Here is a 24548-nt window from a genome sequence, read left to right on the forward strand (position 1 = left end):
TGTTTTCAGCCCTGGCTGGCATGTCGGAAGGCGAACGATCCGGGGGAGGATGGAATGCCGGCAGCCGCCAGGGCGCAGATCGCACCTTTTGTCGCGAACGACGGGCGGGAGCGCGCGCCGTCGCCGATCGAACTTTCGATCGTTATGCCCTGCCTGAACGAGGCCGAGACGCTCGCCATCTGCATCCGCAAGGCGCAGCGCTTCCTCGAGGAAAGCGGCGTTTCGGGCGAAGTGATCGTCGCCGATAACGGTTCGACCGACGGATCGCGCCAGATCGCGACCGGCATGGGCGCGCGCCTCGTCGGGGTGAACGAGCGTGGCTATGGCGCGGCGCTGATCGGTGGAATCGCCGCGGCACGCGGGCGCTATGTCGTGATGGGCGACGCCGATGATAGCTATGATTTCGCCAATCTGATGCCCTTCGTCGAGGCGTTGCGCGCCGGCGGGCAGCTGGTGATGGGCAACCGCTTCAAGGGCGGGATCGCGCCGGGGGCGATGCCGCCGCTGCACCGTTATCTGGGCAACCCGGTGCTGAGCTTCCTCGGTCGGCGCTTCTACAACGCGCCGGTCGGCGATTTCCATTGCGGGCTGCGCGGCTTCGATCGCGCCGCCATTCAGGAGCTGCAACTGCGTACCACCGGCATGGAATTCGCCAGCGAAATGGTGGTGAAGGCGGTGCTTTACGGGCTCGACGTGCGCGAGGTGCCGACGACGCTGCGCCCCGATGGCCGCAGCCGCGCCCCGCATCTGCGCACCTGGCGCGACGGCTGGCGCCACTTGCGCTTTCTGCTCACCTATGCGCCGCGCGTGCTGTTCGTGCTGCCCGGGCTCGCGCTCGCGCTACCCGGCGCGGCGGCGGTGGGCGTGCTCGCGCTCGGCAGTGTCGAGGTCGGCGGGGTGGAACTCAGCGCGACGACGATGTTGTTCGCGGCGATGGCGCTGCTGCTCGGCAGCCAGCTGATCGGTTTCGGCATCGTCGCGCGGCTGTTCGGCGCGGCGAACGCGATGTGGCCCGTCAGCACGCGCGTCGCGCGCTTCCGCCGCCTGTTCAGCGTCGAGCGCGGCTGCCAGCTGGGCGCCGGGCTGATGCTGGCCGGTTTGATCGGCGCGGGGTTGCTGTTCTGGCGCTGGCAAGGGCAGGACTTCGGGCCGATGGAGCCGGTTACGCTGATGCGGCTCGCGATTCCGGCGATGCTGGCGACGTTGCTCGGCGCGCAGACGGTGTTCACCAGCTTCCTGATCGGGCTGATCGACCGCGGCGACCGCTGAGCGGTCGACGCCGCCCGAGGCACATAAAAACGGCCGGGATCACGCGATCCCGGCCGTTTTTATGTCAAGCTGGCCGTGCGCCGTTACCGGCTGAGCACGCCCACGAAGTGCAGCTTGCGATCGAACAGCCAGCCGAACGGCCGCGGATAGAGCGATAGCCGCGTCGCGAGGGCGCTGGTCTTCAGCCCCAGCCGCTGCCACACCGCGCCCCATTCACGGCTGCTGAGATAGTTATAGGGCAGCCGCACGCCGTGCGCCGCGTTGCCCACCCAGTCCATCAGCCGCAGCGTTGGCCCGGCGGCGAGGCCATCGCGGAAATGATCCTTGATCACCACCTGGCCCGCAACGCGCGCGATTTCGGCCAGCACGATGGCGGGATCGTCGGTGTGGTGCAGCACATCGACCACCATCGCCGCGTCGAAGCTGTTGTCGGCATGGGGGATGTGGGTGCCGTCATAGGCGATCACCGGAATCGCGGTGTTCGGGCGCACCAGTACGTCGATCCCCTCGATCCGCACATCCGGGCGCAGCTGCATCACCAGCGCCGCGAGATCGCCGCTCCCGCAACCAACGTCGAGCACCCGCGCGCCCTTTGGCAGGCGCTCGGCGATGAGCGTGGCGAGCCGCCGCACGCGGCGCCCGAAAACGAGTTTGGCATGAACCTGCTGCAACATGGCGCTGCTCCCCCTTATCAGTCAGCGCCAGGGTTGCCGCACAAGCGGCCAATATTTGGTTAACGAGCCCTCACCGGTCGCGCCGCCCCAACAGCCGCAGTCGCAGCGCGTTCAGCTTGATGAAGCCCGCCGCGTCGCGCTGATCATAGGCGCCCTGGTCGTCCTCGAACGTCACCACCTTTTCACTATAGAGCGAATGGGGCGACTTGCGGCCGATGATATACACGCCACCCTTGTAGAGCTTCAGCCGGACGGTGCCGCTGACTTTCTCCTGGCTGTAATCGATCGCCGCCTGCAGCATCTCGCGCTCGGGCGCGAACCAGAAGCCGTTATAGATCAGCTCGGCATAGCGCGGCATCAGCTCGTCCTTCAGATGCGCCGCGCCGCGATCGAGCGTCAGCTGCTCGATCCCGCGATGGGCGAGCGCGTAGATGGTGCCGCCGGGCGTCTCATACATGCCGCGCGACTTCATCCCGACGAAGCGATTCTCGACCAGATCAAGCCGGCCGATGCCGTGCTTGCGGCCCAGCTCGTTCAGCCGGGTAAGGAGCGTGGCGGGCGACAGCGCCTCGCCGTTCAGCGCCACGCCGTCACCCCGTTCGAAATCAATCGTGATGATTTCCGGGGCGTCGGGCGCATCCTCGGGATTCACCGTGCGGGAGAAGACATAGTCGGGCACCTCCGCCCAGGGATCTTCCAGCACCTTTCCCTCGGACGAGGTATGGAGGAGGTTGGCGTCGGTGGAAAAGGGCGCCTCCCCGCGCTTGTCCTTGGCGACCGCGATCTGGTGCTTTTCCGCGAATTCGATCAGCCGGGTGCGGCTGGTGAGGTTCCATTCGCGCCACGGGGCGATCACCCGGATATCGGGGGCGAGCGCGTAATAGCTCAGCTCGAAGCGAACCTGATCGTTGCCCTTGCCGGTCGCGCCATGCGCCACCGCATCCGCGCCGACCGCCTTTGCGATCTCGATCTGGCGCTTGGCGATCAGCGGCCGCGCGATCGAGGTGCCCAGCAGGTACAGCCCTTCGTACAGAGCATTGGCGCGCATCATCGGGAAGACGAAGTCGCGCACGAATTCCTCGCGCAGATCGTCGATGAAGATGTGTTCGGGCTTCACCCCGGCGCGTAGCGCCTTCTCGCGCGCGGGCTCGAGCTCCTCGCCCTGGCCAAGATCGGCGGTGAAGGTGACGACCTCGCAGCCATATTCCTGCTGCAGCCACTTGAGGATCACGCTGGTGTCGAGGCCGCCCGAATAGGCAAGCACGACTCGCTTCACGGTATCGGACATCGCGGGCTCCTGCTGGGAAAGCGGCGCGCTGTAAGGCGCGGGCGCGGTGGGTGCAAGTTGCCCTTTGCAGCTGGGGCTATAGCGTTCGTTACAGCGCCGCAACTTGCCGACAGACCGGTTGGCGCCCTGGCCCTATCCCGTGCGGCCTATCGATCGGGAGACGTCGTGATGCTGGACGAAATTCAGGCCCCTTCCAGCCGGTCCGATCTGCCGCCGGGCTGGCGCCCGTTCCGCATTGCCCGGGTAGAGGATGAGAGCAGCGTCATCCGCTCCTTTTATCTGGAGCCCGCCGATGGCGGCGCGCTCGAACCGGCGGGGGCGGGGCAGCATCTGCCGATCCGTCTGACCATTCCCGGCAATGGCGATCCGGTGATCCGTACCTACACGATTTCCTGCGCCCCGGTCGCCGGCCATTACCGACTGAGCGTGCGCAAGCTGGGCGTGGCCTCCACCTATCTGCATGAACTGGCGGCCCCTGGGACGATCATCGGCGCCAAGCCTCCGGCGGGGGATTTCATCATCGACGATCAGGCGCAGCACCCGGCGGTACTGGTCGCGGCGGGGGTGGGGATCACGCCCCTCCTCGCGATGCTCAGCCATCTCGTCGCGGGCGAGGGGGCGGGGCGGCCGATGCGGCCGGTGACCTTGTTCTACGCCGCGCGCTCGATCGAGGAGCGCGGGTTCGATGCCGAACTGGCGGCGCTGGCCGCACGCGCGGGCGGGAAACTGCGCCTGGTGCGCGTCCTCCAGCTCACCGATGGAGCGGAAGCCGGGCGCGATTATGAGGAGAGTGGCTTCCTGCGGGGCGAGCTGTTCCCACGTTATCTCGGCTTTGGCCGGCACGATTTCTATCTGTGCGGCCCGCCGCCGTTCATGCAGGCGGTCTATTGCGCGTTGCGTGGGCTGGGGGTAGCGGACAGCGCGATCCATGCCGAGGCGTTCGGCCCGGCCTCGCTCGCCCGCACCGGCGACGCCCCGGCGCCATCCGCCGCGCGCCCTGTCGGGGCGACGAGCGACGAACTGGTGACGTTCAATCCCACGGGGACGCAGGCGCACTGGAAGCCGGGCGACGGCAGCTTGCTCGAACTCGCCGAGGCGGCGGGGCTGAAGCCCGACTATGGCTGCCGCGAGGGCGCGTGCGGCGCGTGCAAGTGCAAGCTGGTCGCCGGGCAGGTCGCCTATTTCCGCGAAACCAGCGCGGCCCACGGCCCTGATGAGGTGCTGATCTGCAGCGCCGTCCCTGCTTCGCGCGGGGTGGGGGACCCAGCGGTGGTGCTGGCGCTCGGTTGAATGCTTCACCTGATCGTGACCTCGTCTTAACCGGAGAATGTCCTAGCTACCTCCACTCGAAGTTTCGCGCCTAACCGGCGGTCGGGGCGGCTGATCGACTTGCGGTTTAATGTAGGGCGAGACGATCGAGCACCTTCCCATCACATTGCGGCACGTTAATTCAGCGTTACATGGAAAATTGGCACTCCCCATAGATTGGTCGTTTCGCTAACAACGCGACAACTGAGCTTTAGGGGGAACAATGACTGGTCGGATCGCCGCCGTGCTATGCGCGACGACGCTGGGGTTTGGTGCGATCGGCGTCTCGCCGGTTGGCGCGCAGGTACGTGGCAGCTTGCCGTCGCGTGAGCAGGTGGAGGGGCCAAAGGTCACCCCCGAGGCGCCGACGAGCAACGCCCGTGTCCAAGACCAAACCAGCCGTAGCGCGCCCTGTGCTTTCGCCGATTCGGCGCTCGCCATTTCACTCGATCGCGTGCGGTTTGCGGGGGCCGATGGCGCTGCTTTGCCCGCCGAGTTGCAAGAAGTCCTTGCGGCGGTGAAGCCGCAGGCCGGCGCGCATAAGCTCGCCTATCTCTGCACGCTGCGCGACGAGGCCTCGGCGCTGCTGGCGGAGCGTGGCTATGTGGCCGCGGTCAGCATCCCGCCGCAGGAGATCAATGCCGGCGAAGCGGTGCTGACGGTGGTGGCGCCGCGATTCGGCGAGATTCGCGTGCAGGGTTCGGCGGGACGCGCGCAGGCGTTGCTTCAGGCGCGCCTTGATCGGCTGAAGAGCCTCGCGGTTCTCAACGTCCGCGAGATCGAACGCCAACTGCTGCTGGCGAACGACGTTCCGGGGCTGGAAGTGGTGATGGCGATTCGTGCCGGCACCACCCCGGGCACGGTCGACGGCGATGTCGTCGTCCGTCATGCCCCATTCCAGGTGACGGCGGCGATCGATAATTTCGGGTCGCGCGCGCTGGGCCGGGAGAGCGGTACGCTGCGCGCCGATTATTTCGGCCTCTTCGGCTGGGGCGACCGCACCTATATCGGCGGCACCACTACCTTCGACATTGACCGCCAGCAGACGATCCAGGCCGGCCATTCGATTCAGACGCTGGGCGGCAGCACGATCGGCGTGCGCGGCACCTATGTCTGGTCGCGCCCGCTGGTCGCCGCCGGCCTCAATCTGGATGCGCGCTCCTATGTCTTCGGGATCGAGGCGGCGACCCCGCTGGTCCGCCGCGTCGACACCCGGGCCGATGTCGCGCTGGGGTTCGACGTGATCGACCAGAGTGTCGATCTGAGCGCACTCGGCTTCCGCTTCCCGATCACGCGCGACCGGCTGCGGGTCTTCTACCTGCGCGGCTCCGCGCAGTTCCGGGGCGCGCAGATGTCCGGTTGGGATCGCTACGGCGTCACCCTGAACGCCGAAATCCGCCAGGGGGTAGATGTCGGCGGCGCCACGCCGGTCAATTTCCTGCGAGCGGACGGCGCCGGGTCGAGCCGTTTCGACGGCAACGCCGCGCAGACCGTGATCCGAGGTGGCTCCGAAGGCTTCTTCGCCTTCAACCGCTGGTTCCAGATTGCGGCCTCTTTGCAGGGCCAATGGGCGAGTGGGGCGCTGCTTTCGTACGAGGAATTCTTCGTTGGCAACCTGACGCTCGGCCGGGGCTTCGATCCGGGCATCACCGGCGGCGACAATGCGATCGGCGGGCGGATCGAGCCGCGCTTCACACTGCCCGTCGCGCGCCGCGCCACCGCCCAGCTGTTCGGCTTCTACGAGGCAGTGCGCATATGGAACTATGATCTGGGGGCGACCGAGGACGACCGATCGCTGCGCAGCTGGGGCTTCGGCGCGCGGGCGACGATCAGCGGCGCCTTGTCGATGCAGGCGCTCTACGCGCGGCCGGAAAACCCCGAGCTCGCCTTCCCCGGCGCGACCCGCGCCCGCGATCGCTTCCTGTTCCAGATCACCTACCAATTCACCCCGCGCCGCTGAAAAACAGATCCGTCGGAGAGATTGCCATGACCACCCGTTCGCTGCTCCGCCTCGCGCTGATCGCCTCCACCGCCACCGCCGCGCTCGCCGCGATGCCGGCGGCGGCGCAGAATTTGCCCGATACCGGGAACGTCACCGTCGTCACGCGCGGGCTAGGGGGCACGCCGGGGCCGACGACGCCGACGTTCAACACCGTAACGCTGCCCGCCGCGGCGCAGCCGACGCTACAGATCGGCCTGCGGGACAATCGCACGATCCTCACCTGGCGCGGGACGGGCTTTGATATCGGTCCGCTGTTCGGCGTGAGCTTCACCGATGCCCGCGCGACCACCGGGGTCACCAACCGCACCGCGAACATCGCCGTGCTCAACCGCGACTTGTCGGGCAGCGCGAGCAACATTCGCGGCTTTCTGAACGCCAGCAGCAATATCGCGGTGTTCGTGATCAACCCGAGCGGGATCAATTTCGGCGGCCCGGCGGATGCTAACATCAGCGTCGGCTCGCTGATCGCCAGCACGAGCGATCTGAGCGACGATAATGACTTCCTCAACGCGCTGTCGGCGCTGCGTTTCAGCCGATCTGGCACCGGCGGCATCGACAGCGCGGGCTTGGGGATCACCGCCAACGGCACCAACGCAACCGGCGATGGCGGCCGGGTTGGCGACGTGGTGCTCATCGGGCAGCAGATCCGCAACCAGCAGTCGTTCACCGGCGTTAATGTGAATGCGCCCAACGGCGATGTCGCGATGCTGGCCGCGAGCGACGTTACGGTGCAATTCGCGCCCGGCAGCCCGCTGGCCTTCACCATCACCCGCGGCACCTCGTCGACGACCGCCAATCCGCTGTCGCTGGGGCAGGCGATCAATGCGCGTAACGTCACGCTCGGCCTGTTCAGTTCGGGCGGCGGCCCTGGCTTCCCGCTGTCGATGCTCGTCACGGGGACCATCACTGCGACCGGCGCCAGCATCACCGATCGCGGCGTGGTCCTTGTCGCCGATGCCGCCGCGCCGGGCGTGACGCTGGCGAGCACGCCGAACAACCTGACCGGGCAGATTGGCAATCGGAGCTCGATCAATATTCAGAACGCGGTCAACAGCGCTGCCGACCTCTATTTCGCCACGGGTTCGGGTGCCTTCGGCGTCAATGGCTTGTCCCGGTTCACGCCGCAGTTTGGCGGGGCGACCACCGACGGCAGCTTCACCGCCGCGCGTCTGTTGCGCATTGACGGTGGCGCCTTCGTGGGCGCCAACAACCAGAACGTCATCCGCGGCGGATCGCTGCAGTTCAACACCGGCGTGAACACCAGCGCCCTCGTTCAGGCGACCAATGGCGACGTCGTGTTTGGCGCGCCGACGGCAGCATTCGCGTTCGGCAACTCCCTGACCGCGACCGGCAACATCACCGGGTCTTTCTCGACCCTGAACGTAACCGGGACGGGGAACGCGAACGTTTTCGCCGGTGGCCTCGTCAATCTGACGGGCTTCGTCACGATCAGCGGACCTAACATCTCCGGCCTCGTGGCCAACGGTTCGGTGACGATCAACGGGCCCGTCTCCGGTTCGCGGATCGAATCGACCGGCGGCGGTGTCACGCTGCGCGGCAACAGCGTGTTCCTGAACAGCCTTCAGGCGCGCGGTGCGATCGACGTCACCAGTACCTTGGGTAACATCCGCATCGGCCAGATTATCGGATCGAGCAGCGTGGCATTGGCCGCCCCCACCGCAAGCAGCGATGGCTTGATACAGTTCGACTCGCTGACCGGCGGCGATGTGACGATCGCAGGTTTTGGAGTCTCAGGCACTAATGGCAATTTCGCCAATGCTGGGCGCATCAGCGCCGGCAGCCTGGCGATGAACTTGAACACGACGATCGGTACCGCGCAATTGGGCGACGTCGTCGCAGCCCGCGGGGTTCAGCTGACGGCGGCATCGATCAATGCGGTCACGCTGCAGGCTTTGGGCGGCGACGTATCGTTGACCGCGTCGCGGTCGGTAGCAGTCAGCTCGAGCGTCAATGCAAGCGGTGGGATCACCGTTGCGGGTGGGGCAATCAACCCGTCTACGATCACCCTGAACAACGTGACGAGTGGTACCGGCAACGTCAGCATCAGTTCAATAGGCACGAACGCCGCGACAATTCTGCTCAATAACGTGCAGTCCGGGCGCGATCTGCTGGTGCAGACTTCCGCGCCGTTTGGACGAGTCACGCTTCAGAACGGCTTTAACGTGGCAGGCGCCGCCACGCTCAGCGCGATCGGCGGAACAATTGAATTTGGCAACTCGACTAACAATGTTTTCTCTTACCGTGCCAATGGCCAACTGAGCATCACCGCAGGCTCCATTAACACGCTCAACACCGCGACGCCGATCACCCTGATGGCCAATGCCGCGGGCAGCACGGTCAACCCTGCGACACTTGACCTTTACGTGGGCGCCGGCGGGCCAGGCTTCTTGTCGCTCGCCACCAACACTGTGCTGATGGGCGGACCCGCGCGTCAATCCGACGTGCGCGTGCGCGTGGACAACGGCTCTATCCCGCTTACCTTCGGCGCGTTGAGCGCGCGTGCGCTGCTGGGCGCGGTTGGGGCTAACGCCGCCTTCGCCCCGGGCCTGATAACGACCGGCCCGATCACCACCGGCGGCGCCTGGACCTTGACCAACGGGCTCGTCCTAGGCGGGCAATCGCTCTCGCTGAACAACATCACCGTGACCAACGGGAACATTAACCTGCGTGCTGCTGGCACGGGCTTCAACCCGGGGCTGACGCTTAACAGCACCCTCAATGCCTCGGGCGATCTGATCGCGCGTACCGACGCCGGCCCGCTGATCCTGGGCGCGAACGCCCGGTTGACCGGCACCACCGTTTCGCTCGCGACGCCGGCCAATTTCATCAACCAGACGACGATCGGCACCTCGCCGATCACCGGGCGCTGGGCGATCTATGCGGCGGCGCCGACGGGCAACAACTTCGGCAACGGCAACCTCTTCTCGAACAACACCGCGATCTGGAACGGCACGATCGATACGCGCCCAATCGCGGGTCTCACCGGCAACCGTTATGTCTTCGCCTTCCGCCCGACGCTCACCGTCGCGCCCAGCAATTTCAGCAAGGTGTATGGCACCGATCTCACCGGGGCGGGGGCGGCGATTCCGTTCACCGTCACCGGCCTGATGCCTGGCCTGCCGACGGCCTTCCTGGCCGACACCCAGGCGACCGCGCTCAGCGGCGCGCCGGCGTTCACCTCGGCGGGCTTCGCGACCCGTGCCAGCGTCGCCGGTGGCCCCTACGCGGTCACCACCGCGCTCGGCACGCTCAACAGCCCAAGCGGCTATGCGATCGCACTCGGTGCGCCGGCGCAGCTGACCGTGACGCCGCGCGCGCTAACCGGCACGGCGATCGCCGACAGCAAGACCTATGACGGCACCACCGCCGGCACCGGCCGCGTGACGCTGAACGGGGTGGTTGCCGGCGATACCGTGGGCACGGCCGGCACCACCTTCACCTTCGCCGATAAGAATGCCGGGCTCGGCAAGACGGTGACGGTCGCGGGTACGACGCTCACCGGGGCTGACGCGGGCAATTATACCCTCACCGTGCCGGCAAGCGTGCTGGCCGACATCCTGCCGCGCCTGATCACCGCCGGCGTCGTGGTGCGGCCCAAGGTTTACGACGGCAATACCACCGCGAACACCGTCACCACGCTGGAGGGTGTGATCGCCGGGGACGATGTCGGTACGACCGGCACCGTCGGTGTCTATGACAACAAGAATGCCGGCACCGACAAGCTGGTGACGATCAGCGGCATCACGCTCACCGGCGCGGACGCGGGCAATTACACGCTGCAATTCGCCGGTTCGGTGTTCGGTGATATTCTCCGGGCGGCGCTTACCGCCAACGTCGTGGTCAACAACAAGACCTATGACGGCAACCGTAACGCGACCGGCACGGTGACGCTGAACGGCGTTGTTGCCGGCGATCAGGTTGGCACGAGCGGCGCGATCTTCACCTTCAGCGACAAGAATGCCGGCACGGGCAAGACCGTGACGATCAGCGGCACGACGCTTACCGGGGCGGACGCGGGCAACTATACGCTCGCCGTGCCGGCGACCGCCTTCGCCGATATTCTGCGCGCCGCGCTCACCGCCAGCGTCCGGGTCAACAACAAGACCTATGATGGTAACCGCAACGCGACCGGCACGGTGACGCTGAACGGCGTTGTCGCAGGCGACCAGGTGGCCACGACTGGCACCAGCTTCACCTTCAGTGACAAGAACGCCGGCACCGGCAAGACCGTGTCAGTTACCGGCACCGCGCTTACTGGCGCCGACGCGGGCAACTACACGCTCACCGTCCCCGCGACCGCGCTCGCCGACATTCTCCGGGCGGCGCTCACCGCCAGTGTGTCGGTCAACAACAAGACCTATGACGGCAACCGCAACGCGACCGGCACGGTGACGTTGAACGGCGTTGTCGCAGGCGATCAGGTGGCCACGACTGGCACCAGCTTCACCTTCAGTGACAAGAACGCCGGCACCGGCAAGACCGTCTCGGTTACCGGCACCGCGCTTACTGGCGCCGATGCGGGCAACTACACGCTCACCGTGCCCGCGACCGCGCTCGCCGACATTCTCCGGGCGGCGCTCACCGCGAACGTGACGGTCAATGCGAAAACATATGACGGCACGCGCACCGGCAGTGGCACGGTCACGCTGAACGGCGTCGTCGCGGGCGATCAGGTCGGAACCGCTGGCACCGGCTTCACCTTCGCCAGCGCCAACGCCGGCGCCGGAATCAGCGTCGCGGTGAACGGCACGACGCTCACCGGCGCGGATGCGGGCAACTACACGCTGAACATTCCGGCGACCGTGCTCGGAACGATTAACCGGCGCGCGATCACCATCACCGCGGACAGCCTGAGCAAGCCGCAGGGCAGTGCCGATCCGGTGCTGAGCTATCGCCTGACGAGCGGCAGCTTGGTCGCGGGCGACGTGCTGACCGGCGCGCTTACCCGCTCGACAGGGGAGATTCCGGGCAATTATTCGATTTTGCTCGGCTCGCTCGCGGCAAGCACCAACTACACGCTCAGCTTCGTGCCCGGCACTTTCACGATCACTCGGGTGGGCAACACCCCGCAGCAGCAGTTCCAGTCGCTGCAGGGTATCACCTTGCCCAACGTCATCAATGTGCCGGCGGTTGATGCCCCGCCGGTCTTGAACCTTCCGACGCTCGATCTGTGTGCTGGCACGGCGAACTGCCAGCCGGCGCAGTAAACACGACTCCCCCGGCGCGCTCGCTATACCGAGCGCGCCGGGGTATCAGCCGCGCAGCGCCGCTTCCCCTTGCGCGATGTAATCGCGCGTGATCGGCAAGGTGTGGCGATCGCGCGCGAATTGCAGCTGGTAGTTCACCAGCGCGCCATAGCGGAACGCGGCGAGCGCACCCGCCAGATAGAATTGCCACATGCGGAAGAAGCGCTCGTCATAGAGCGCGATGATCGCCTCGCGCGCCGCCGTGGTGCGGTGATACCATTGTTCGAGCGTATGGGCGTAATGCAGCCGCAGCACCTCGATATCGGTGCAGATCATCCGCAAGCCTTCATAGCCGCGCACGATTTCCGAAAGGGCCGGGTTGTAGCCGCCGGGGAAGATGTATTTCAGCGTCCATTTGTCGGTAACGCCCGGCTCGCTGGCGCGGCCGATGGTGTGGAGCAGCATCACGCCCTGCGGCGTCAGCAGCTCGAAGCATTTGCGGAAGAAGGTGCGGTAATTGGGCGGGCCGACATGCTCGAACATGCCGACCGAAACGATGCGATCGAACTGGCCGGCCACGTGGCGATAGTCGATCAGCTCGAAGCGCACCTTGTCGCTCACCCCCGCTTCGGCGGCACGGGCGCGGGCGACCTTGAGCTGTTCCTCGGACAGAGTAACGCCTGTCACCTCCGCGCCGAGCTTGCGGTTCAGGTACAGCGCCATCCCGCCCCAGCCGCAGCCGATATCGAGCACGCGCATGCCGGGCTCGATCGCGAGCTTGGCGGCGATATGCGCCAGCTTGTCTTGCTGCGCCCGTTCCAGGCTGTTGGCGGGATCGGTGAAATAGGCGCAGCTATATTGCCGGTCGGCGTCGAGGAACAGGTCGTAAAGCCGGTCGGACAGGTCGTAATGGTGCGCGACGTTGCGCTTCGAGGCGCGCGCCATGTTGATGCGGCCCACCCGGTGCGTCACCGCCTCCACCGCGCGTACCAAGGGCGCGGCGAGCAGCGCGCCGCCGCCCTGCTCCCATTGGTCGTTCGCGCTCATCAGCGTGACGAGATCGAGCACGTCGCCCTGATCGACGACGAGCGCGCCGTTCATGTAAGCCTCGCCCGCGCCGAGCCCGGGGTCGCGCAGGATGCCCGGCACCGCGTCCTTGGTGGTGAAGCGGATCGCGACATCGGGCAGCACCGGATCGGGCGCGCCAAACTTGGCGACGCGGCCGTCATGATAAGTAACGGTCAACTGGCCGCGCTTCACCACGCGGCCCAGGAACAGGTCGAGCAGGGCCATAAGCGTGCGGCTAGCGTTTAGAGCCCGCCGAACCAATCATAATCGACATTATCTTCCCAATAGCCGCCATGCCCGCCTTGGATGTGCGCGAAGGATTCGACCGCCTCCATCCGGATCACATATTTGGCCTGCTTATACCCCAGATGCCGCTCGGCGCGCAGCCGCAGCGGGGCGCCATGCGCGACCGTCACCGGCTTGCCGTTCATCGCCCAGGCAAGGATCGTCTGGGGGTGGAAGGCGTCGAACATGTCGAACGATTCATAATAGGGGTTCACCGCGCCGCGATAATGATCGGCGCAGTGGAAGACGATGTATTTGGCGTTGGTCTTCACGTCCGCCAGCTTGAGCAGCGAGCCGACCGTCGGGCCATGCCACTGGCCGATCGCGGTCCAGCCTTCGACGCAATCATGCTTGGTGATCTGGGTGCGCGCGGGCATGGATTTGATCTGCGCCATCGACAGCGATTGCGGCCGGTTGACGAGCCCGTCGATCACCAGGCGGAAGCTGGCGAAATTGTCCGCCACCCAGCCATTATACTGCTCGCCGCCGGGGTTGAGCGTGCCGTTGGCGCGGAACACCGGCGACATCTGATCGGGCCGATATTCGGGCGCAAGCGTGCCCGGGTTGGTGAGCGCCTGCTGCAGTGAATAATGGAACCGGTCCTCGGCGTGGATCAGCTTGGAGACGCTTTCATTCTGGATCAGCCGATCGCAGCCCGAAAGCAGCAGCCCGGCGCCTGCGGCCCCCCCGCCAACCAGCGCGCGGCGCGTGATGATGTTGCTCATGCCGATCAATGCTCCTCAGGGGCTTTCCAATAGCCGGTGATCATCGAGCCGACCTCGCGGATCGGCCCGGCCAGGATCACCAGCGCGAGATGGACGATAATGAAGCCGAGCAGCCCGACCATCGCCAGGAAATGCAGCGACCGGGCCGAGGCGCGGCCACCGAACAGCTCGAGCAGCCAAGGCCAGCTGGCGTTGATGCCCGGCGACAGCGACAGGCCGGTGAAGATGATCAGCGGCAGCATCCCGAAGATCACGCTCGCATAGGCGATCTTCTGCAGCACGTTGAACGCGGTGGGGTTCGCGGCATCGTGGAAGCGCAGCGCGAGATGCTCCTTGATATCGTACCACAGATGCCCGGGCGTGATCTCGCGCGGCTTGATCGCCAGGTCGCGCTGGAAATGCTTGTTGGCGAGGCTGACGATCATGAAGATCAGCAGGTTGAACGCCAGGATCAGCGCGAAGAACAAGTGCCAGCGGCGCGATAAAGCCAGATTATAATGGCCGGGGATCGTCGCCCAGCCGGGCCAGTGCGGCAGTTCGAGCCAGGGATGATCTGGCTGCGCGCCGTGATCGCCCCAATAGAGATGGGGGTGCGCATTCAGGATGCCGAGCCCGCTGCCGACCATGATGAAGAACACGAACACATTGGTCCAGTGCCACACCCGCGTCCACAATTTGTGCTTGTAGAGGTAGCGCGCGGGCGGCGCGGTATCGCCGGTGTCGGCCGCCGGGTGTTCCCCCGGCCCGGTATCGGCAAGCGTCGCAGCACTCATCATCGTCTCCATGCTTCGCCCCTTTCGTGATGTGCTTCCCTGGGGCATGGCTGTCTTTAACCGGATTCGGTCGCATTGGGTGATCGGTGACAGCGAGGCTGGCACACTAGATGAAAAAACACCATTTTTATGAGCCCAAAATCGGGCACGGTCTTGCGCATGACCCGCTCAACTCGATCATAGCTCCCCGTCCTATCGGCTGGGTTAGCAGCCTGAGCGCCGCCGGATTCCGTAATCTTGCGCCCTACAGTTTCTTCCAGCTTTTCAACTATGTGCCGCCGATCATCGGTTTCAGCTCGATCGGCTGGAAGGACAGCGTGGCCAACATCGCCGAAACCGGCGAGTTCGTGTGGAACCTGGCCAGCCGCTCGCTCGCCGAGGCGATGAACGCCAGTTCGGCGAGCGTCGCGCGGGATGTCGATGAATTCACGCTGGCGGGGCTGGAGGCGACACCCTCGGCGCTGGTGAAGCCGCCCCGCGTCGCCGCGAGCCCGGCGGCGTTCGAGTGCAAGCTGATCGAGATCCACCAATTGAAGCGCGCCGATGGGGAGAAGCTGGAAAGCTGGCTGGTGCTGGGCGAGGTGGTGGGAGTGCATCTCGCGTCGGACACGATTATCGACGGCACCTACCAGACGACTGCCGCGCAACCGGTGCTGCGCGGCGGCGGCTGGGGCGATTATTTCGAGGTGACGGAGGCCGCCAAGTTCCGGATGAAGCGCCCGGAATGACGGGCTTCACCACGCGCTGGGCGATGCACGCCGATCTGCCCGCGCTGCGACTGCTGATGGCCCGCGCGATCGATGCGCTGCAGGCCGATCTGCTCACGGCTGAACAGGTGGCGGCCAGCCACGCGGTCATGGGTTTGGACACCCAGCTGGTGGACGACGGCACCTATCTGATCGCCGAACGCGACGGCGCCATTGCCGGCTGCGGCGGCTGGAGCGACCGGGCGACGCTGTATGGTGGCGACCACAGCACCACGCTGCGTAACCCCGCGCGGCTCGATCCCGCAGGGGACGCCGCGCGGATCAGGGCGATGTACACCGAACCCGCCTTCGCCCGGCAGGGGGTGGGGCGGCTGATCCTGGCCACGTGCGAAGCGGCCGCCGCTGCCCGCGGCTTCCGCGCCGCCGAGCTGATGGCAACGCTGAGCGGCGCGCGGCTCTATGCGGTCGCGGGTTATTCAGTGGTCGAGCCGGTATCCGCCGAGGTGGAGGGAGTGACGGTGCCGCTGCTGCGGATGCGAAAGACACTCGCGCGCCAGACGTCAACGCCCGCGCGGTAACTGCCCGGCGAAGCAGCCCAGCACATAGGGATAATCGGGTGTCAGCCGGTAAGCGTAGCGATAGCGACGCCCGGCCGCCACCACCGTCTCCGCCCGACCGTGGCACGCATCCAGATCGGCGCTCCACAGCACCCGCCCGCTCGCGTCGCGCATCCCCAGGATCGGATAGCCGTCAAGCGCCCATCCGACGACGCTGTTGCTCTCTCGCCCAACCAGGCAGGCCGAGCCGCTGTGATAATGATATTGCCCCTGTTGCTGGGGATGGCCGTCGCACTTGTCCTGAATTTCCTGCGCCGCGGCATCGCGCCCCGCCTCGTCGAGCGCGTTGTAGAAGGGCACGCCGCTGAGGCTGACGCCGATCATCCCCATCGGCAGGCAGCCGGGGCGCGGCGCGGGTTGCGGATCGAGGGGGATCGCCAGGTCGATCTGCTGCGCCCGGATCGCATTGGGGTTGGTGTCGTACCGCCAGACGGGATCATCAGGCGTGATCGGAAAGCGGCCCGTGGGGGCGCCGACCGGCAGTCCGTTACCCCGCAGCCGGAGCAGCTCCTGCTCACGCGCGGTGCCGAACCGCGCCTGGGGCCACAGCACATGCCCTTGGACATGCGGCTTTTCGAGGGGATTCCAAGTATCGCCATGGAACCAGGCGCCGGTCGCGCGCGCGCCGGGGGCGCCGAAGCGCGGGGCGAACCAGCCGCGCGGGCAGGCAAAGACATAGCCCTTGCGCGGGCCGTCGCTGATCCTGCCATCACCAACCGGCAGGCGCGCGGGCGTCGCCGGCTCGGACGCGGGCGCCGCGGGGGTCAGGGCGGCCAGCAGCAGCGCGGCAGGGGAAAAGCGGGCGGCCATGCTCGGCTCCACGATCGTTGCGGAGGCAGCGTCACCGCCCCTTGTCGCACGGTGATGTCCGCCGGTGCGCTGCTTTGTCGCAAGCCTTACCAATAAGCGCGCACGAAGAACACGATCGTCGTCGCGGCGGTGACGGCGAGCGTCCACCAGCGCACCGCGCTCGCCGGCAGGCGCTTGCCGACCACCGCGCCCAGCCAGCCCCCCAGGATCGCGCCGCCAAGCATCGGCAGGCAGGCGCTCCAGCGTACCCAGCCAAAGCCCACGAACAGCAGCGCCGCCGCGAGATTGGCGATCGCGAGCATGAGTGTACGCACCGCGAACAGCTCGCGCGGAGGCACGGCGGCGAGCAGGCCGTAGGTCGCCGTGGTCATCAGCCCGACGCCGCCGCCGAAGTAACCACCATAGATGCCGAGCAGCGCTTGTGCCGTCATCAGCGTGCGGGCGCCGATCGTCACCCGCCCGTGCAGCCAGGCGGCGGCGCGCTTGCCGAAGGCGATCACCACGAAGGCGAGCAGCAACAACCAGGGGATCAGCAGATCGAACGTGCGCGTGGGGGTGAGGATCAGCAGCAGGCTGCCCGCCAGCCCCCCGGCGAAGGTGATGCCCCCAAGCGTGCGGGCGCGCACCCCGCCAATCGGGCCAAGCTCGTCGCGAAACGCCCAGGCGCTGGTCGCCGCGCCCGGCAGCAGCGCGACATTGGAGGTGGCGTTGGCGAGGTTCGCCGGCAGCCCGAGCGCGATGAGCGCGGGGAGGGTAGCGAACGTCCCGCCGCCCGCGAGCGCGTTCATCGCGCCGCCGACCGCGCCGGCGCCCGCCGCCAACAACGCCCCGGTCACGCCCGCGCCGGTGCCGAGAATGCCCAGCGCAGCGTGCCCGCCACGCCCAAGGTCAGCGCGTCGACCGCCGGGCGCGCGAGGCCGGAGCCGCTTAGCCCGTGCATCGTCCGCGCCCAGCCGGGGAGCAGATCGACTGCCGCGCGCCCGATCAGGCCTTGCACCGTCTGCGCGGGCACGTCGCGCAGCGTCTCGCCGCGTTGCTGGAGCACCAGCCGCGCCACCTCGCGGACGCGGTGGTCGACGTTCAGCTCGGGGCGGAAGCTGGTGAGCAGCGCCTCCGCCGCGCGCCGGGTGCGGGGCACCGGATCGGCGCCCAGCGCCTCAGCGACCGGGGCGACATCGGCGAAATAGGCGTCCTGCTCGGCGATCGTCAGCGGCCCGCCGAAGCGGCGCCAGGCGTCGAGGAAGCACAGGCTCCCCGCGACATGCACCCAGGCGAGCAGGCGAGGATCGTCGGCGCGATAGGGCGTGCCACCCGGCTGCACCCCGCCGACCTTGGCATGAATGCCCCGGACATGCGCGATCGCCGCCTGCGCGGCGGGCTTCGAGCCATAAGTGGTGATCGCGATGAAGCGCGCGGTGCGCCGCAGCCGCCCGCGCATGTCGCGCCGGAAATCGCTGTGATCCCACACCCCGCCGAGCGCGCCGGGGTGGAGCATCTGCAGCAGCAGCGCGGCGACGCCGCCGACCATCATCGTCGTCACATCGCCGTGCACGCGCGCGGCGACCGAGCCTGCCGGGATGAAGGGGTCCTCGGCGCGCTGCACCGGCTTTTCCCCCTTCGCCTGATCATTGAACAGGGCACGCACCTCACCCACCAGCGTCCGGCGAAGCGCGTCACTCAACATCAACCGAGCGCCGCCTGTTTTTCCTCCGCCAGCCGGTCCAGCTCGGCGCGGCTCTTGCGCTCAGCGGCGGTCTTGAGCTGGCCGCAGGCGGCGTCGATATCGCGTCCGCGCGGGGTGCGGACGGGGGCGGAGATGCCCGCCTCGAAAATCAGGTCGGAGAAGCGCTTGATCCGCTCCGGCGTCGAACATTCATAAGGCGCGCCGGGCCAAGGATTGAACGGGATCAGGTTTACCTTGGCGGGCAGCTTATAGTGGCGGATCAGCCGCACCAGCTCGCGCGCATCGGCATCGCTGTCATTCTTGTCCTTCAGCATCACATATTCGAAGGTGATGCGCCGGGCATTGTTCGCGCCCGGATAAGCGGCACAGGCGCCGAGCAATTCCTCGATGCCGTATTTGCGATTGAGCGGCACGATCTCGTCGCGCACCTCCTTGCGCACGGCGTGGAGCGACACCGCCAGATTGACCCCGATCTCTTCGCCCGCGCGCGCCATCATCGGCACAACGCCCGAGGTGGAAAGCGTGATCCGCCGCTTGGAGAGCGCGAGGCCGTCGCCATCCATCACCAGCTTCAGCGCATCGCGCACCGCGTCAAAATTATAGAGCGGCTCGCCCATGCCCATCATCACGATGTTGGTAAGCAGCCGGCCCTCGGGCGAGGAGGGCCATTCGCCGAGCGCGTCGCGTGCGAGCATCACCTGGCCGACGATCTCGCCCGGCGTCAGGTTGCGGACCAGCCGCATCGTGCCGGTGTGGCAGAAGCGGCAATTGAGCGTGCAGCCGACCTGGCTGGAGACGCACAAGGTGCCCCGATCGGCATCGGGGATGAACACCATTTCATAGTCCTGCCCGTCGGGCGCGCGGAGCAGCCATTTGCGGGTCCCGTCGCCGGAGACCTGCGCCGTCACCACCTCGGGCCGGCCAATCACGAAACGTTCGGCGAGCCAGGGGTGCTGCGCCTTGGCGATGTCGGTCATCGCCGAAAAATCGGTGACGCCGCGATTATAGATCCAGTGCCACAGCTGCTTGGCGCGCAGCTTCGCCTGCTTGGGTTCGAGGCCGGCGGCTTCGAGTTCGGCCTGGATCGCCGCCTTGGGCAGGCCGATCAGATCGCGCTTGCCATCGGCGCGCTGCGGCACCGCGCGGGGCACGGGAACGGGATCGATATGGCCGGGGATCGGCATGACGGCGGTGTCGGGCATCGCGGGCATATAGCGACCCGCGCCCTCAGGCGGAAGGGCCGAGCGCGGCGGCGCCTTCCTCGGCCTGGGCGAGCGCGGTGTCGAGCGGCACCGCGCCCGCCACGACTTGCGCCGCCAGCCCTTGCGCGAGCGCGTGGAGGAGCGCGCCGCGCGCGCCGATCAGCGCGGCGAAATGGTCGCGCACCCGCGCGCGGGCGGTATCGAGCCCTGGGTGGATGCCGGAGCGGGCCAGCTCGGCCGAGGTTGCAAGGCGGAACAGCTCGGGGAAAGCGGCGGCGTGGCGGATCAGCGCGCCGGCGGCGGCACCTGGAGCGGCCGAAGGCGAGGCACGGCGCGCGGCGATCATCTGTGCGGCGTAAAGCCGCTCCAGCCCGCGCTGCGCGACCGCTGCCAGCAGCGCGCTGCGGTCGGCGAAATGGTGATAGGGCGCCATCGCCGAAACGCCCGCCGCCGCCGCGACACCGCGCAGCGACACGCGCTGTGCCCCGTCCCGCTCGAGCACGGCGAGCGCGGCATAGATCAGCTTGCGGCGGAGCTGCGAGGCCATGCCCGCCGCGCTAGCCGAGCGCGGCTTACGGCGTAAGCCCGTGGCGCTACGGGCTTAGGCGGGTTTCAGGCTCGCATAGGAGGCGAACGCGCCCAGTTGTTCCTGCGCGCGGGCGTAAAGCGGGGCGGGGCGCAGTCCGAGCCGGGCGCGCGCGGCGGCGAGCGGCTCGTTCAACAGCGCGTGGTAATCCTCACCCGCCAGCCAGGCGGCGCGGCGGCCCCGCGCATATCCTTCCCAAACCGCGCGGGCGAACAAGCTGCTCTTGGTGATGATCAGCGACTTGATCGCCGCGCCTACCGCGATGAACGCCCAACCGAGCCCGCCGACCTGCGCATAGCTGAACGCGACCAGGCACGCCTCCCCCAGCGTCTCGTCCGCCTTATAGCCGTTCAGCACATGCCAAATGTCATGCGTGTCGCGGATACGGCGACCGAACCAGGCATAAGGGTGCGGCATCGGCACCTCGGCCTTGTCGAGGTTCGACACTTCGGCGAGGCCCATCGCCGAATAGCCGGTTTCGCGCAGAAACTCGCGGTAAGCGGCGCCGACGGTGCCGGGCGCGAAGCTTGCGATGTAATCGGGGTCGGACAGGCGGTCGGCGAGTTCCTCGCGCCGGAACGCCATCTCGCCGCCTTCGACCGTTTTGAGCAGCCGCGCCAGATTGTGCCGCCCATTGCCAGCGTTGAGCGCGCGCATGATGACGAACACCTGTTCGGTATCGTCGCCATTGCGCAGCAGCCGGCGCAGCGCCGCCCAAGCGGTTTTCCAATCGCGGCGATCGGGCAACGGGGTGTGCGGCATGAGCGATTCTCTTACTGACAGGGGTGTCAGTATGCCGGGCAATCCTCTCGGTTTCAATAACGCGGCGATGTCGAGAACTCTTGACATCACCAAGCCGAATTGAGTAAAGAGCTCTTGTCATAACGCAAAGAGGTCTTGTCACACCCATGCGCAACCGATTGCGGGTGCTTCGCGCCGAGGCCGGCGTGAGCCAGCAGGAGCTGGCGCAGCGGCTGGGCGTGTCGCGGCAGACCATCAATGCCGTCGAAACCGACAAATATGATCCGAGCCTGCCGCTCGCGCTCAGAATGTCGAAGGTGTTTGGAGTGCCGGTCGATGAAATCTTCCTTGATGATTGGAGCCCCGATGGAGCCTAGTTCCAACCGTAATCTGCTGCGCCGCATTGCGGTCGCCGTGCTGATCGCGGCGCCGATCGGCGGCGTTCTGGGCTACGCCACGGGTCGGGCGCTGAAGCGAGGCAATGTCGATGTCCTTCGCGATTGGAGCTTCGCCGATCTCTCCAGCCTGCTCATCGCGCTCTCGCTGATCGTCAGCGCGGGCTATGTCGCCTGGGCCGCGACCAGCGCGCGGCGCTGGAACCAGATGGTCGAACGGTTGCCCGCCGAGGAGCCGCTCGATCCCGCCGCGCTGGTCAACGGGCGACGCCAGGCGCTGGTCGGCGGGCTGGCGGGGGTGATGCTCGCGCTGCCCCCGATCGCGGCGCATGCCGGACTCTCCGCAGAGGGTGCCGCGCTTGCCGCCTTGGGGGTGGCGCTCCTGCTTGGCGTGCAGAGCTGGTTCAACTATCGGCTCTGGCGCGACGGCGACGAACTGACGCGCAGCGTGATCGCGCAGAGCGGGGCGGCTTGCTTCTGGCTGCTCCAGTTCGCGCTGTTCGCCTGGGCGACGCTTACTCGGCTGAAGCTGATGCCCGAGGTCGACGCCTGGACGCTGGTGACGGTGATGATGGGCGTTTATCTGCTGGTATCGTTCATCGTCTCGGCGCGGCGAGGGCTGGTGGTCGCCTGACGACGCCGCGATGGGACACTAACGTCACCCCGGCCCTCGAGCCGGGGTCCCGCTGCCTCGCGACGGCGGATGAGGCGGGACCCCGGGTCAAGCCCGGGGTGACGGGAAATGTTATCTCAAAAATCGGTCGCGTCGCGCGGGGCGGGCCGATCACACCCGCATCGGCATGATCACGTAAAGCGCCGGCGCCTTGTCATTCTCGCGGATCAGCGTGGGGGCGGCGGCGTCGGCGAGGTGGACTTCCACCTGATCGCCTTCCACCTGCGCCAGGATGTCGAGCAGATAGCGGCTGTTGAAGCCGATCTCGAACGGTTGCGCGACATAATCGCCCGGCACATCCTCCGCCGCCGTGCCGTTCTCGGGGCTCGTGACCGACAAGGTCACCTTGTCGCGATCAAGCGCCATCTTCACCGCGCGCGTTTTCTCGGTCGCGATGGTCGAGACGCGGTCGACGCCTTCCTGCAGCGCGCGCGGATCGATCTTCAGCAGCCGGTCGTTCGCGGTCGGGATCACCCGGTTATAGTCGGGGAAAGTGCCGTCGATCAGCTTCGAGGTGAGCAAAGCCGCCCCCAGATCGAAGCGGATCTTGCTGCCCGACAGCGACACGCCCACCGAGCCATCGACCTCGTCGAGCAATTTGCGCAGCTCGGCCACGCATTTGCGCGGCACGATCACGTCGGGCATCCCCTCGGCGCCCTCGGGCCGGTTGACCGTCACCCGCGCCAGGCGGTGGCCATCGGTCGCCGCCGCCTTCAGCACCGGCTGGCCTTCGTCGCTCACATGCAGGAAGATGCCGTTGAGATAATAGCGCGTTTCCTCGGTCGAGATGGCGAAGCGCGTCTTGTCGATGATCTGCTTCAGCGTCTCGGCGGGCAGCTCGAACTGGTGCGGCAGTTCGCCTTCCGCGATCACCGGGAAATCGTCGCGCGGCAGCGTCGCGAGGCTGAACTTGGCGCGGCCAGCCATGATCGTCATGCGGCCTTCCGCGGCCGAGAGCGAGACCTGCGCGCCCTCGGGCAGTTTCCGCACGATGTCGAACAGGGTGTGCGCCGAAACCGTGGTCGCGCCGGGCACATCGACCGCCGCGCTCACATGTTCGTTGATCTGCAAGTCCAGATCGGTCGCCATCAGCTTCAGCGTGCCGCTCGCCGCCGCCTCGATCAGCACGTTCGACAGGATCGGGATGGTGTTGCGCCGCTCCACCACCGATTGGACGTGGCTGAGCCCCTTGAGCAAGGTTGCGCGTTCGATCGTCGCCTTCATTGTGTCACCCCGGCCGGGGCCCCCCTGATTCACCGTGCGGCATGGGTCATGGGACCTGTTTGTTGCTCATTCCTTAAACATAAACAGGGCCGGAGCAAGCGCCCCGGCCCCTTCTTTGCCGTTGGGATGGCGCCGCTCAGAAGCGGAAGCCCACGCCGACCGCGACTTGGTGACGATCGGTGTCGATCCCAAAGTTATTGGTGTTGCCGCCGCTCGGATATTCGAAGCGCGCACCGCCGTAATTGGAATAGCGATATTCGATCTTGGCATAGGTGCGCGGGCTCAGGGCCTTTTCGAGGCCGAGGCCGACGCGGTAGCCATCGAGATTGAAATGACCGCCGGTTTCGGTGGCGCCGTCGCTCGCGGTCAGATCCAGCCGCGTGTTGGTGTAGCCGGCCTTGGCATAGACGAGTGTCGTCGGGCTAAGCGTGGTGCCGATGCGGACGCCGCCATAAATGTCACGCCCCGTCTTCACCCGGCCGAAGCCGAGATTGGCGCGCGCGGGATTGCCGACCTTGCTGGTCGACCCGGTCAGCTCGGCTTCGACGCCGAACACGAGGCGGCCACGCTGAATGTCGTAGCCGACCTCGCCGCCATAGAGCAGACCGTCGGCGCCTTCGTCATCGCCGGCGATGTCCGAATCCTCGCTACTGCCGGGCTGGAGCCGGTCATAGCCGAGCACGACGCCGGCGCGGGGGCCGCTGAACACGCCATCGGGCGCGGGGGCGGGGGGCGGCACTTCCTGCGCGAAGGCGGGGGTGGCGAGCAGGCCCGCGGCAAGCGCGGCCAGGGAAAGGTAACGCATCAAACAACTCCAATTCATCACTCCCCGTGGGACAGCGGGGACCGCGTCAATGGTGCAGCGCGGCAAGGAGTTGCATGAACGGCGGATGAACGGCGCTGGGCGTGGCAAATGGGCGACAGTCGGTCAGCCCGGCGCGGGTGCGACACGGCTGATCGTGCCGTCCAAAATCGGCACGCGGACAGGGGCGAAACGATGATTTGCGCGGCCCCACGAATCTGGCAGCGATGGCGGTACGATGCATGACGCGACGATCCACCCCCGGCTGATCAACCAGCTCTATACCGAGGCGATGCTGCTGGCCGACGAGGCGCGCGGCTATTTCGACGAGGGCGGTCGCGCCGAGCGCGAGGCGCTGGAGCCGATGGTGCGGGTGGCGTTCAGCTGCGAATCGCTGAAGGTGACGACGCGGTTGATGCACGTCATCGCCTGGTGTAAACGCTCGCGCTAAGTGGCGGCATTCTGATCGCGCTATTTGTCGGCGAGCGTCGCTACGCGGCTACCGGCT

The 24548-nt window shown here is 67.0% G+C and carries 21 protein-coding genes and 1 pseudogene; 9 read left to right on the top strand and 13 right to left on the bottom strand.

Annotated elements, in window-relative coordinates; all coding sequences use genetic code 11:
- Positions 1–54: 54 nt before the first annotated feature.
- Positions 55–1269, top strand: a complete 1215-nt coding sequence (locus K2X73_RS15000) for a glycosyltransferase family 2 protein (RefSeq protein ID WP_294112129.1) — start codon at positions 55–57, stop codon at positions 1267–1269.
- Positions 1270–1352: 83 nt separating this feature from the next.
- Here the strand turns inward: K2X73_RS15000 and K2X73_RS15005 are convergent, their stop codons facing one another.
- Positions 1353–1943, bottom strand: a complete 591-nt coding sequence (locus K2X73_RS15005; RefSeq protein ID WP_294112131.1) for a class I SAM-dependent methyltransferase — start codon at positions 1941–1943, stop codon at positions 1353–1355.
- A 70-nt stretch (positions 1944–2013) separates the two neighbouring features.
- Positions 2014–3231 (bottom strand): argininosuccinate synthase, encoded by a 1218-nt coding sequence (locus tag K2X73_RS15010; RefSeq protein ID WP_294112133.1) that lies wholly within the window; start codon positions 3229–3231, stop codon positions 2014–2016.
- Positions 3232–3399: 168 nt separating this feature from the next.
- Between K2X73_RS15010 and K2X73_RS15015 the strand changes: the two genes are divergently transcribed.
- From K2X73_RS15015 to K2X73_RS15025, 3 genes are all read left to right on the top strand, one after another.
- Complete coding sequence (locus K2X73_RS15015) at positions 3400–4521, top strand: 2Fe-2S iron-sulfur cluster-binding protein (RefSeq protein ID WP_294112135.1); 1122 nt, start codon at positions 3400–3402, stop codon at positions 4519–4521.
- 241 nt (positions 4522–4762) lie between these two features.
- Positions 4763–6499 carry a ShlB/FhaC/HecB family hemolysin secretion/activation protein gene (locus K2X73_RS15020; RefSeq protein WP_294112137.1) on the top strand — a complete coding sequence of 579 codons (1737 nt, stop codon included), beginning with the start codon at positions 4763–4765 and terminating at the stop codon, positions 6497–6499.
- Positions 6500–6525: 26 nt separating this feature from the next.
- Positions 6526–11769, top strand: coding sequence for a YDG domain-containing protein (locus K2X73_RS15025; RefSeq protein ID WP_294112140.1), 5244 nt, complete (start codon positions 6526–6528; stop codon positions 11767–11769).
- A gap of 45 nt (positions 11770–11814) precedes the next feature.
- Here the strand turns inward: K2X73_RS15025 and K2X73_RS15030 are convergent, their stop codons facing one another.
- Genes K2X73_RS15030 through K2X73_RS15040 form a run of 3 tightly spaced genes read right to left on the bottom strand, consistent with a single transcriptional unit; the run spans position 11815 to position 14599 of the window.
- Complete coding sequence (locus tag K2X73_RS15030; RefSeq protein ID WP_294112142.1) at positions 11815–13041, bottom strand: cyclopropane-fatty-acyl-phospholipid synthase family protein; 1227 nt, start codon at positions 13039–13041, stop codon at positions 11815–11817.
- Between the two features lie 17 nt (positions 13042–13058).
- Entirely contained in the window at positions 13059–13826 is a 768-nt protein-coding gene (locus tag K2X73_RS15035; protein WP_294112144.1) for a molybdopterin-dependent oxidoreductase, read from the bottom strand.
- 5 nt (positions 13827–13831) lie between these two features.
- Entirely contained in the window at positions 13832–14599 is a 768-nt protein-coding gene (locus tag K2X73_RS15040; RefSeq protein ID WP_294112146.1) for a cytochrome b/b6 domain-containing protein, read from the bottom strand.
- Positions 14600–14709: 110 nt separating this feature from the next.
- Here K2X73_RS15040 and K2X73_RS15045 point away from each other — a divergent pair, with 110 nt between their 5' ends.
- Both K2X73_RS15045 and K2X73_RS15050 read left to right on the top strand, forming a co-directional pair.
- Positions 14710–15327, top strand: coding sequence for a flavin reductase family protein (locus tag K2X73_RS15045; protein WP_294112148.1), 618 nt, complete (start codon positions 14710–14712; stop codon positions 15325–15327).
- A complete protein-coding gene (locus tag K2X73_RS15050) occupies positions 15324–15884 on the top strand; it encodes a GNAT family N-acetyltransferase (RefSeq protein ID WP_294112149.1) in 561 nt (186 codons plus the stop codon). The genes K2X73_RS15045 and K2X73_RS15050 overlap by 4 nt, the downstream gene beginning before the upstream one ends.
- Here the strand turns inward: K2X73_RS15050 and K2X73_RS15055 are convergent.
- The 6 genes from K2X73_RS15055 to K2X73_RS15080 form a co-directional block, all read right to left on the bottom strand.
- Positions 15867–16733, bottom strand: coding sequence for a YHYH protein (locus K2X73_RS15055; protein ID WP_294112152.1), 867 nt, complete (start codon positions 16731–16733; stop codon positions 15867–15869). The genes K2X73_RS15050 and K2X73_RS15055 overlap by 18 nt on opposite strands.
- Positions 16734–16819: 86 nt before the next feature.
- Positions 16820–17569 (bottom strand): sulfite exporter TauE/SafE family protein, encoded by a 750-nt coding sequence (locus tag K2X73_RS15060; RefSeq protein ID WP_294112153.1) that lies wholly within the window; start codon positions 17567–17569, stop codon positions 16820–16822.
- Positions 17566–18414, bottom strand: a complete 849-nt coding sequence (locus tag K2X73_RS15065) for an oxygenase MpaB family protein (RefSeq protein WP_294112155.1) — start codon at positions 18412–18414, stop codon at positions 17566–17568. The genes K2X73_RS15060 and K2X73_RS15065 overlap by 4 nt, the downstream gene beginning before the upstream one ends.
- Positions 18415–18416: 2 nt before the next feature.
- Positions 18417–19619: a 23S rRNA (adenine(2503)-C(2))-methyltransferase RlmN gene (gene rlmN, locus K2X73_RS15070; protein ID WP_294112157.1), complete on the bottom strand. Its 1203-nt coding sequence runs from the start codon at positions 19617–19619 to the stop codon at positions 18417–18419.
- 25 nt (positions 19620–19644) lie between these two features.
- A complete protein-coding gene (locus K2X73_RS15075; RefSeq protein ID WP_294112159.1) occupies positions 19645–20166 on the bottom strand; it encodes a TetR family transcriptional regulator in 522 nt (173 codons plus the stop codon).
- Between the two features lie 54 nt (positions 20167–20220).
- A complete protein-coding gene (locus K2X73_RS15080; RefSeq protein WP_294112162.1) occupies positions 20221–20967 on the bottom strand; it encodes a Coq4 family protein in 747 nt (248 codons plus the stop codon).
- Positions 20968–21113: 146 nt separating this feature from the next.
- Between K2X73_RS15080 and K2X73_RS15085 the strand changes: the two genes are divergently transcribed.
- Both K2X73_RS15085 and K2X73_RS15090 read left to right on the top strand, forming a co-directional pair.
- Positions 21114–21323, top strand: a complete 210-nt coding sequence (locus tag K2X73_RS15085) for a helix-turn-helix transcriptional regulator (protein WP_294112163.1) — start codon at positions 21114–21116, stop codon at positions 21321–21323.
- On the top strand, positions 21313–21975 hold the full coding sequence (locus tag K2X73_RS15090) for a hypothetical protein (protein ID WP_294112165.1): 663 nt from the start codon (positions 21313–21315) through the stop codon (positions 21973–21975). The genes K2X73_RS15085 and K2X73_RS15090 overlap by 11 nt, the downstream gene beginning before the upstream one ends.
- A gap of 150 nt (positions 21976–22125) precedes the next feature.
- Here K2X73_RS15090 and dnaN read toward each other — a convergent pair whose 3' ends face one another.
- On the bottom strand, positions 22126–23238 hold the full coding sequence (dnaN, locus tag K2X73_RS15095) for a DNA polymerase III subunit beta (RefSeq protein WP_294112167.1): 1113 nt from the start codon (positions 23236–23238) through the stop codon (positions 22126–22128).
- Between the two features lie 136 nt (positions 23239–23374).
- Positions 23375–24043 (bottom strand): porin family protein, encoded by a 669-nt coding sequence (locus tag K2X73_RS15100; RefSeq protein ID WP_294112169.1) that lies wholly within the window; start codon positions 24041–24043, stop codon positions 23375–23377.
- A 235-nt stretch (positions 24044–24278) separates the two neighbouring features.
- Between K2X73_RS15100 and K2X73_RS15105 the strand changes: the two are divergent.
- A pseudogene (locus tag K2X73_RS15105) lies at positions 24279–24473 on the top strand (DUF1465 family protein); the annotation flags it as partial.
- Positions 24474–24548 lie beyond the last annotated feature (75 nt).

The organism is Sphingomonas sp., from assembly GCF_019746665.1.
Classification (GTDB): Bacteria; Pseudomonadota; Alphaproteobacteria; order Sphingomonadales; family Sphingomonadaceae; genus Sphingomonas.

Bases quoted from the DNA above. Each gene is read 5' to 3' on its own strand.
- K2X73_RS15000 (WP_294112129.1), top strand. From the start codon at position 55: ATGCCGGCAGCCGCCAGGGCGCAGATCGCACCTTTTGTCGCGAACGAC.
- K2X73_RS15005 (WP_294112131.1), bottom strand. From the start codon at position 1,943: ATGTTGCAGCAGGTTCATGCCAAACTCGTTTTCGGGCGCCGCGTGCGG.
- K2X73_RS15010 (WP_294112133.1), bottom strand. From the start codon at position 3,231: ATGTCCGATACCGTGAAGCGAGTCGTGCTTGCCTATTCGGGCGGCCTC.
- K2X73_RS15015 (WP_294112135.1), top strand. From the start codon at position 3,400: ATGCTGGACGAAATTCAGGCCCCTTCCAGCCGGTCCGATCTGCCGCCG.
- K2X73_RS15020 (WP_294112137.1), top strand. From the start codon at position 4,763: ATGACTGGTCGGATCGCCGCCGTGCTATGCGCGACGACGCTGGGGTTT.
- K2X73_RS15025 (WP_294112140.1), top strand. From the start codon at position 6,526: ATGACCACCCGTTCGCTGCTCCGCCTCGCGCTGATCGCCTCCACCGCC.
- K2X73_RS15030 (WP_294112142.1), bottom strand. From the start codon at position 13,041: ATGGCCCTGCTCGACCTGTTCCTGGGCCGCGTGGTGAAGCGCGGCCAG.
- K2X73_RS15035 (WP_294112144.1), bottom strand. From the start codon at position 13,826: ATGAGCAACATCATCACGCGCCGCGCGCTGGTTGGCGGGGGGGCCGCA.
- K2X73_RS15040 (WP_294112146.1), bottom strand. From the start codon at position 14,599: ATGAGTGCTGCGACGCTTGCCGATACCGGGCCGGGGGAACACCCGGCG.
- K2X73_RS15045 (WP_294112148.1), top strand. From the start codon at position 14,710: ATGAAAAAACACCATTTTTATGAGCCCAAAATCGGGCACGGTCTTGCG.
- K2X73_RS15050 (WP_294112149.1), top strand. From the start codon at position 15,324: ATGACGGGCTTCACCACGCGCTGGGCGATGCACGCCGATCTGCCCGCG.
- K2X73_RS15055 (WP_294112152.1), bottom strand. From the start codon at position 16,733: ATGGCCGCCCGCTTTTCCCCTGCCGCGCTGCTGCTGGCCGCCCTGACC.
- rlmN (WP_294112157.1), bottom strand. From the start codon at position 19,619: ATGCCCGACACCGCCGTCATGCCGATCCCCGGCCATATCGATCCCGTT.
- K2X73_RS15075 (WP_294112159.1), bottom strand. From the start codon at position 20,166: ATGGCCTCGCAGCTCCGCCGCAAGCTGATCTATGCCGCGCTCGCCGTG.
- K2X73_RS15080 (WP_294112162.1), bottom strand. From the start codon at position 20,967: ATGCCGCACACCCCGTTGCCCGATCGCCGCGATTGGAAAACCGCTTGG.
- K2X73_RS15085 (WP_294112163.1), top strand. From the start codon at position 21,114: ATGCGCAACCGATTGCGGGTGCTTCGCGCCGAGGCCGGCGTGAGCCAG.
- K2X73_RS15090 (WP_294112165.1), top strand. From the start codon at position 21,313: ATGGAGCCTAGTTCCAACCGTAATCTGCTGCGCCGCATTGCGGTCGCC.
- dnaN (WP_294112167.1), bottom strand. From the start codon at position 23,238: ATGAAGGCGACGATCGAACGCGCAACCTTGCTCAAGGGGCTCAGCCAC.
- K2X73_RS15100 (WP_294112169.1), bottom strand. From the start codon at position 24,043: ATGCGTTACCTTTCCCTGGCCGCGCTTGCCGCGGGCCTGCTCGCCACC.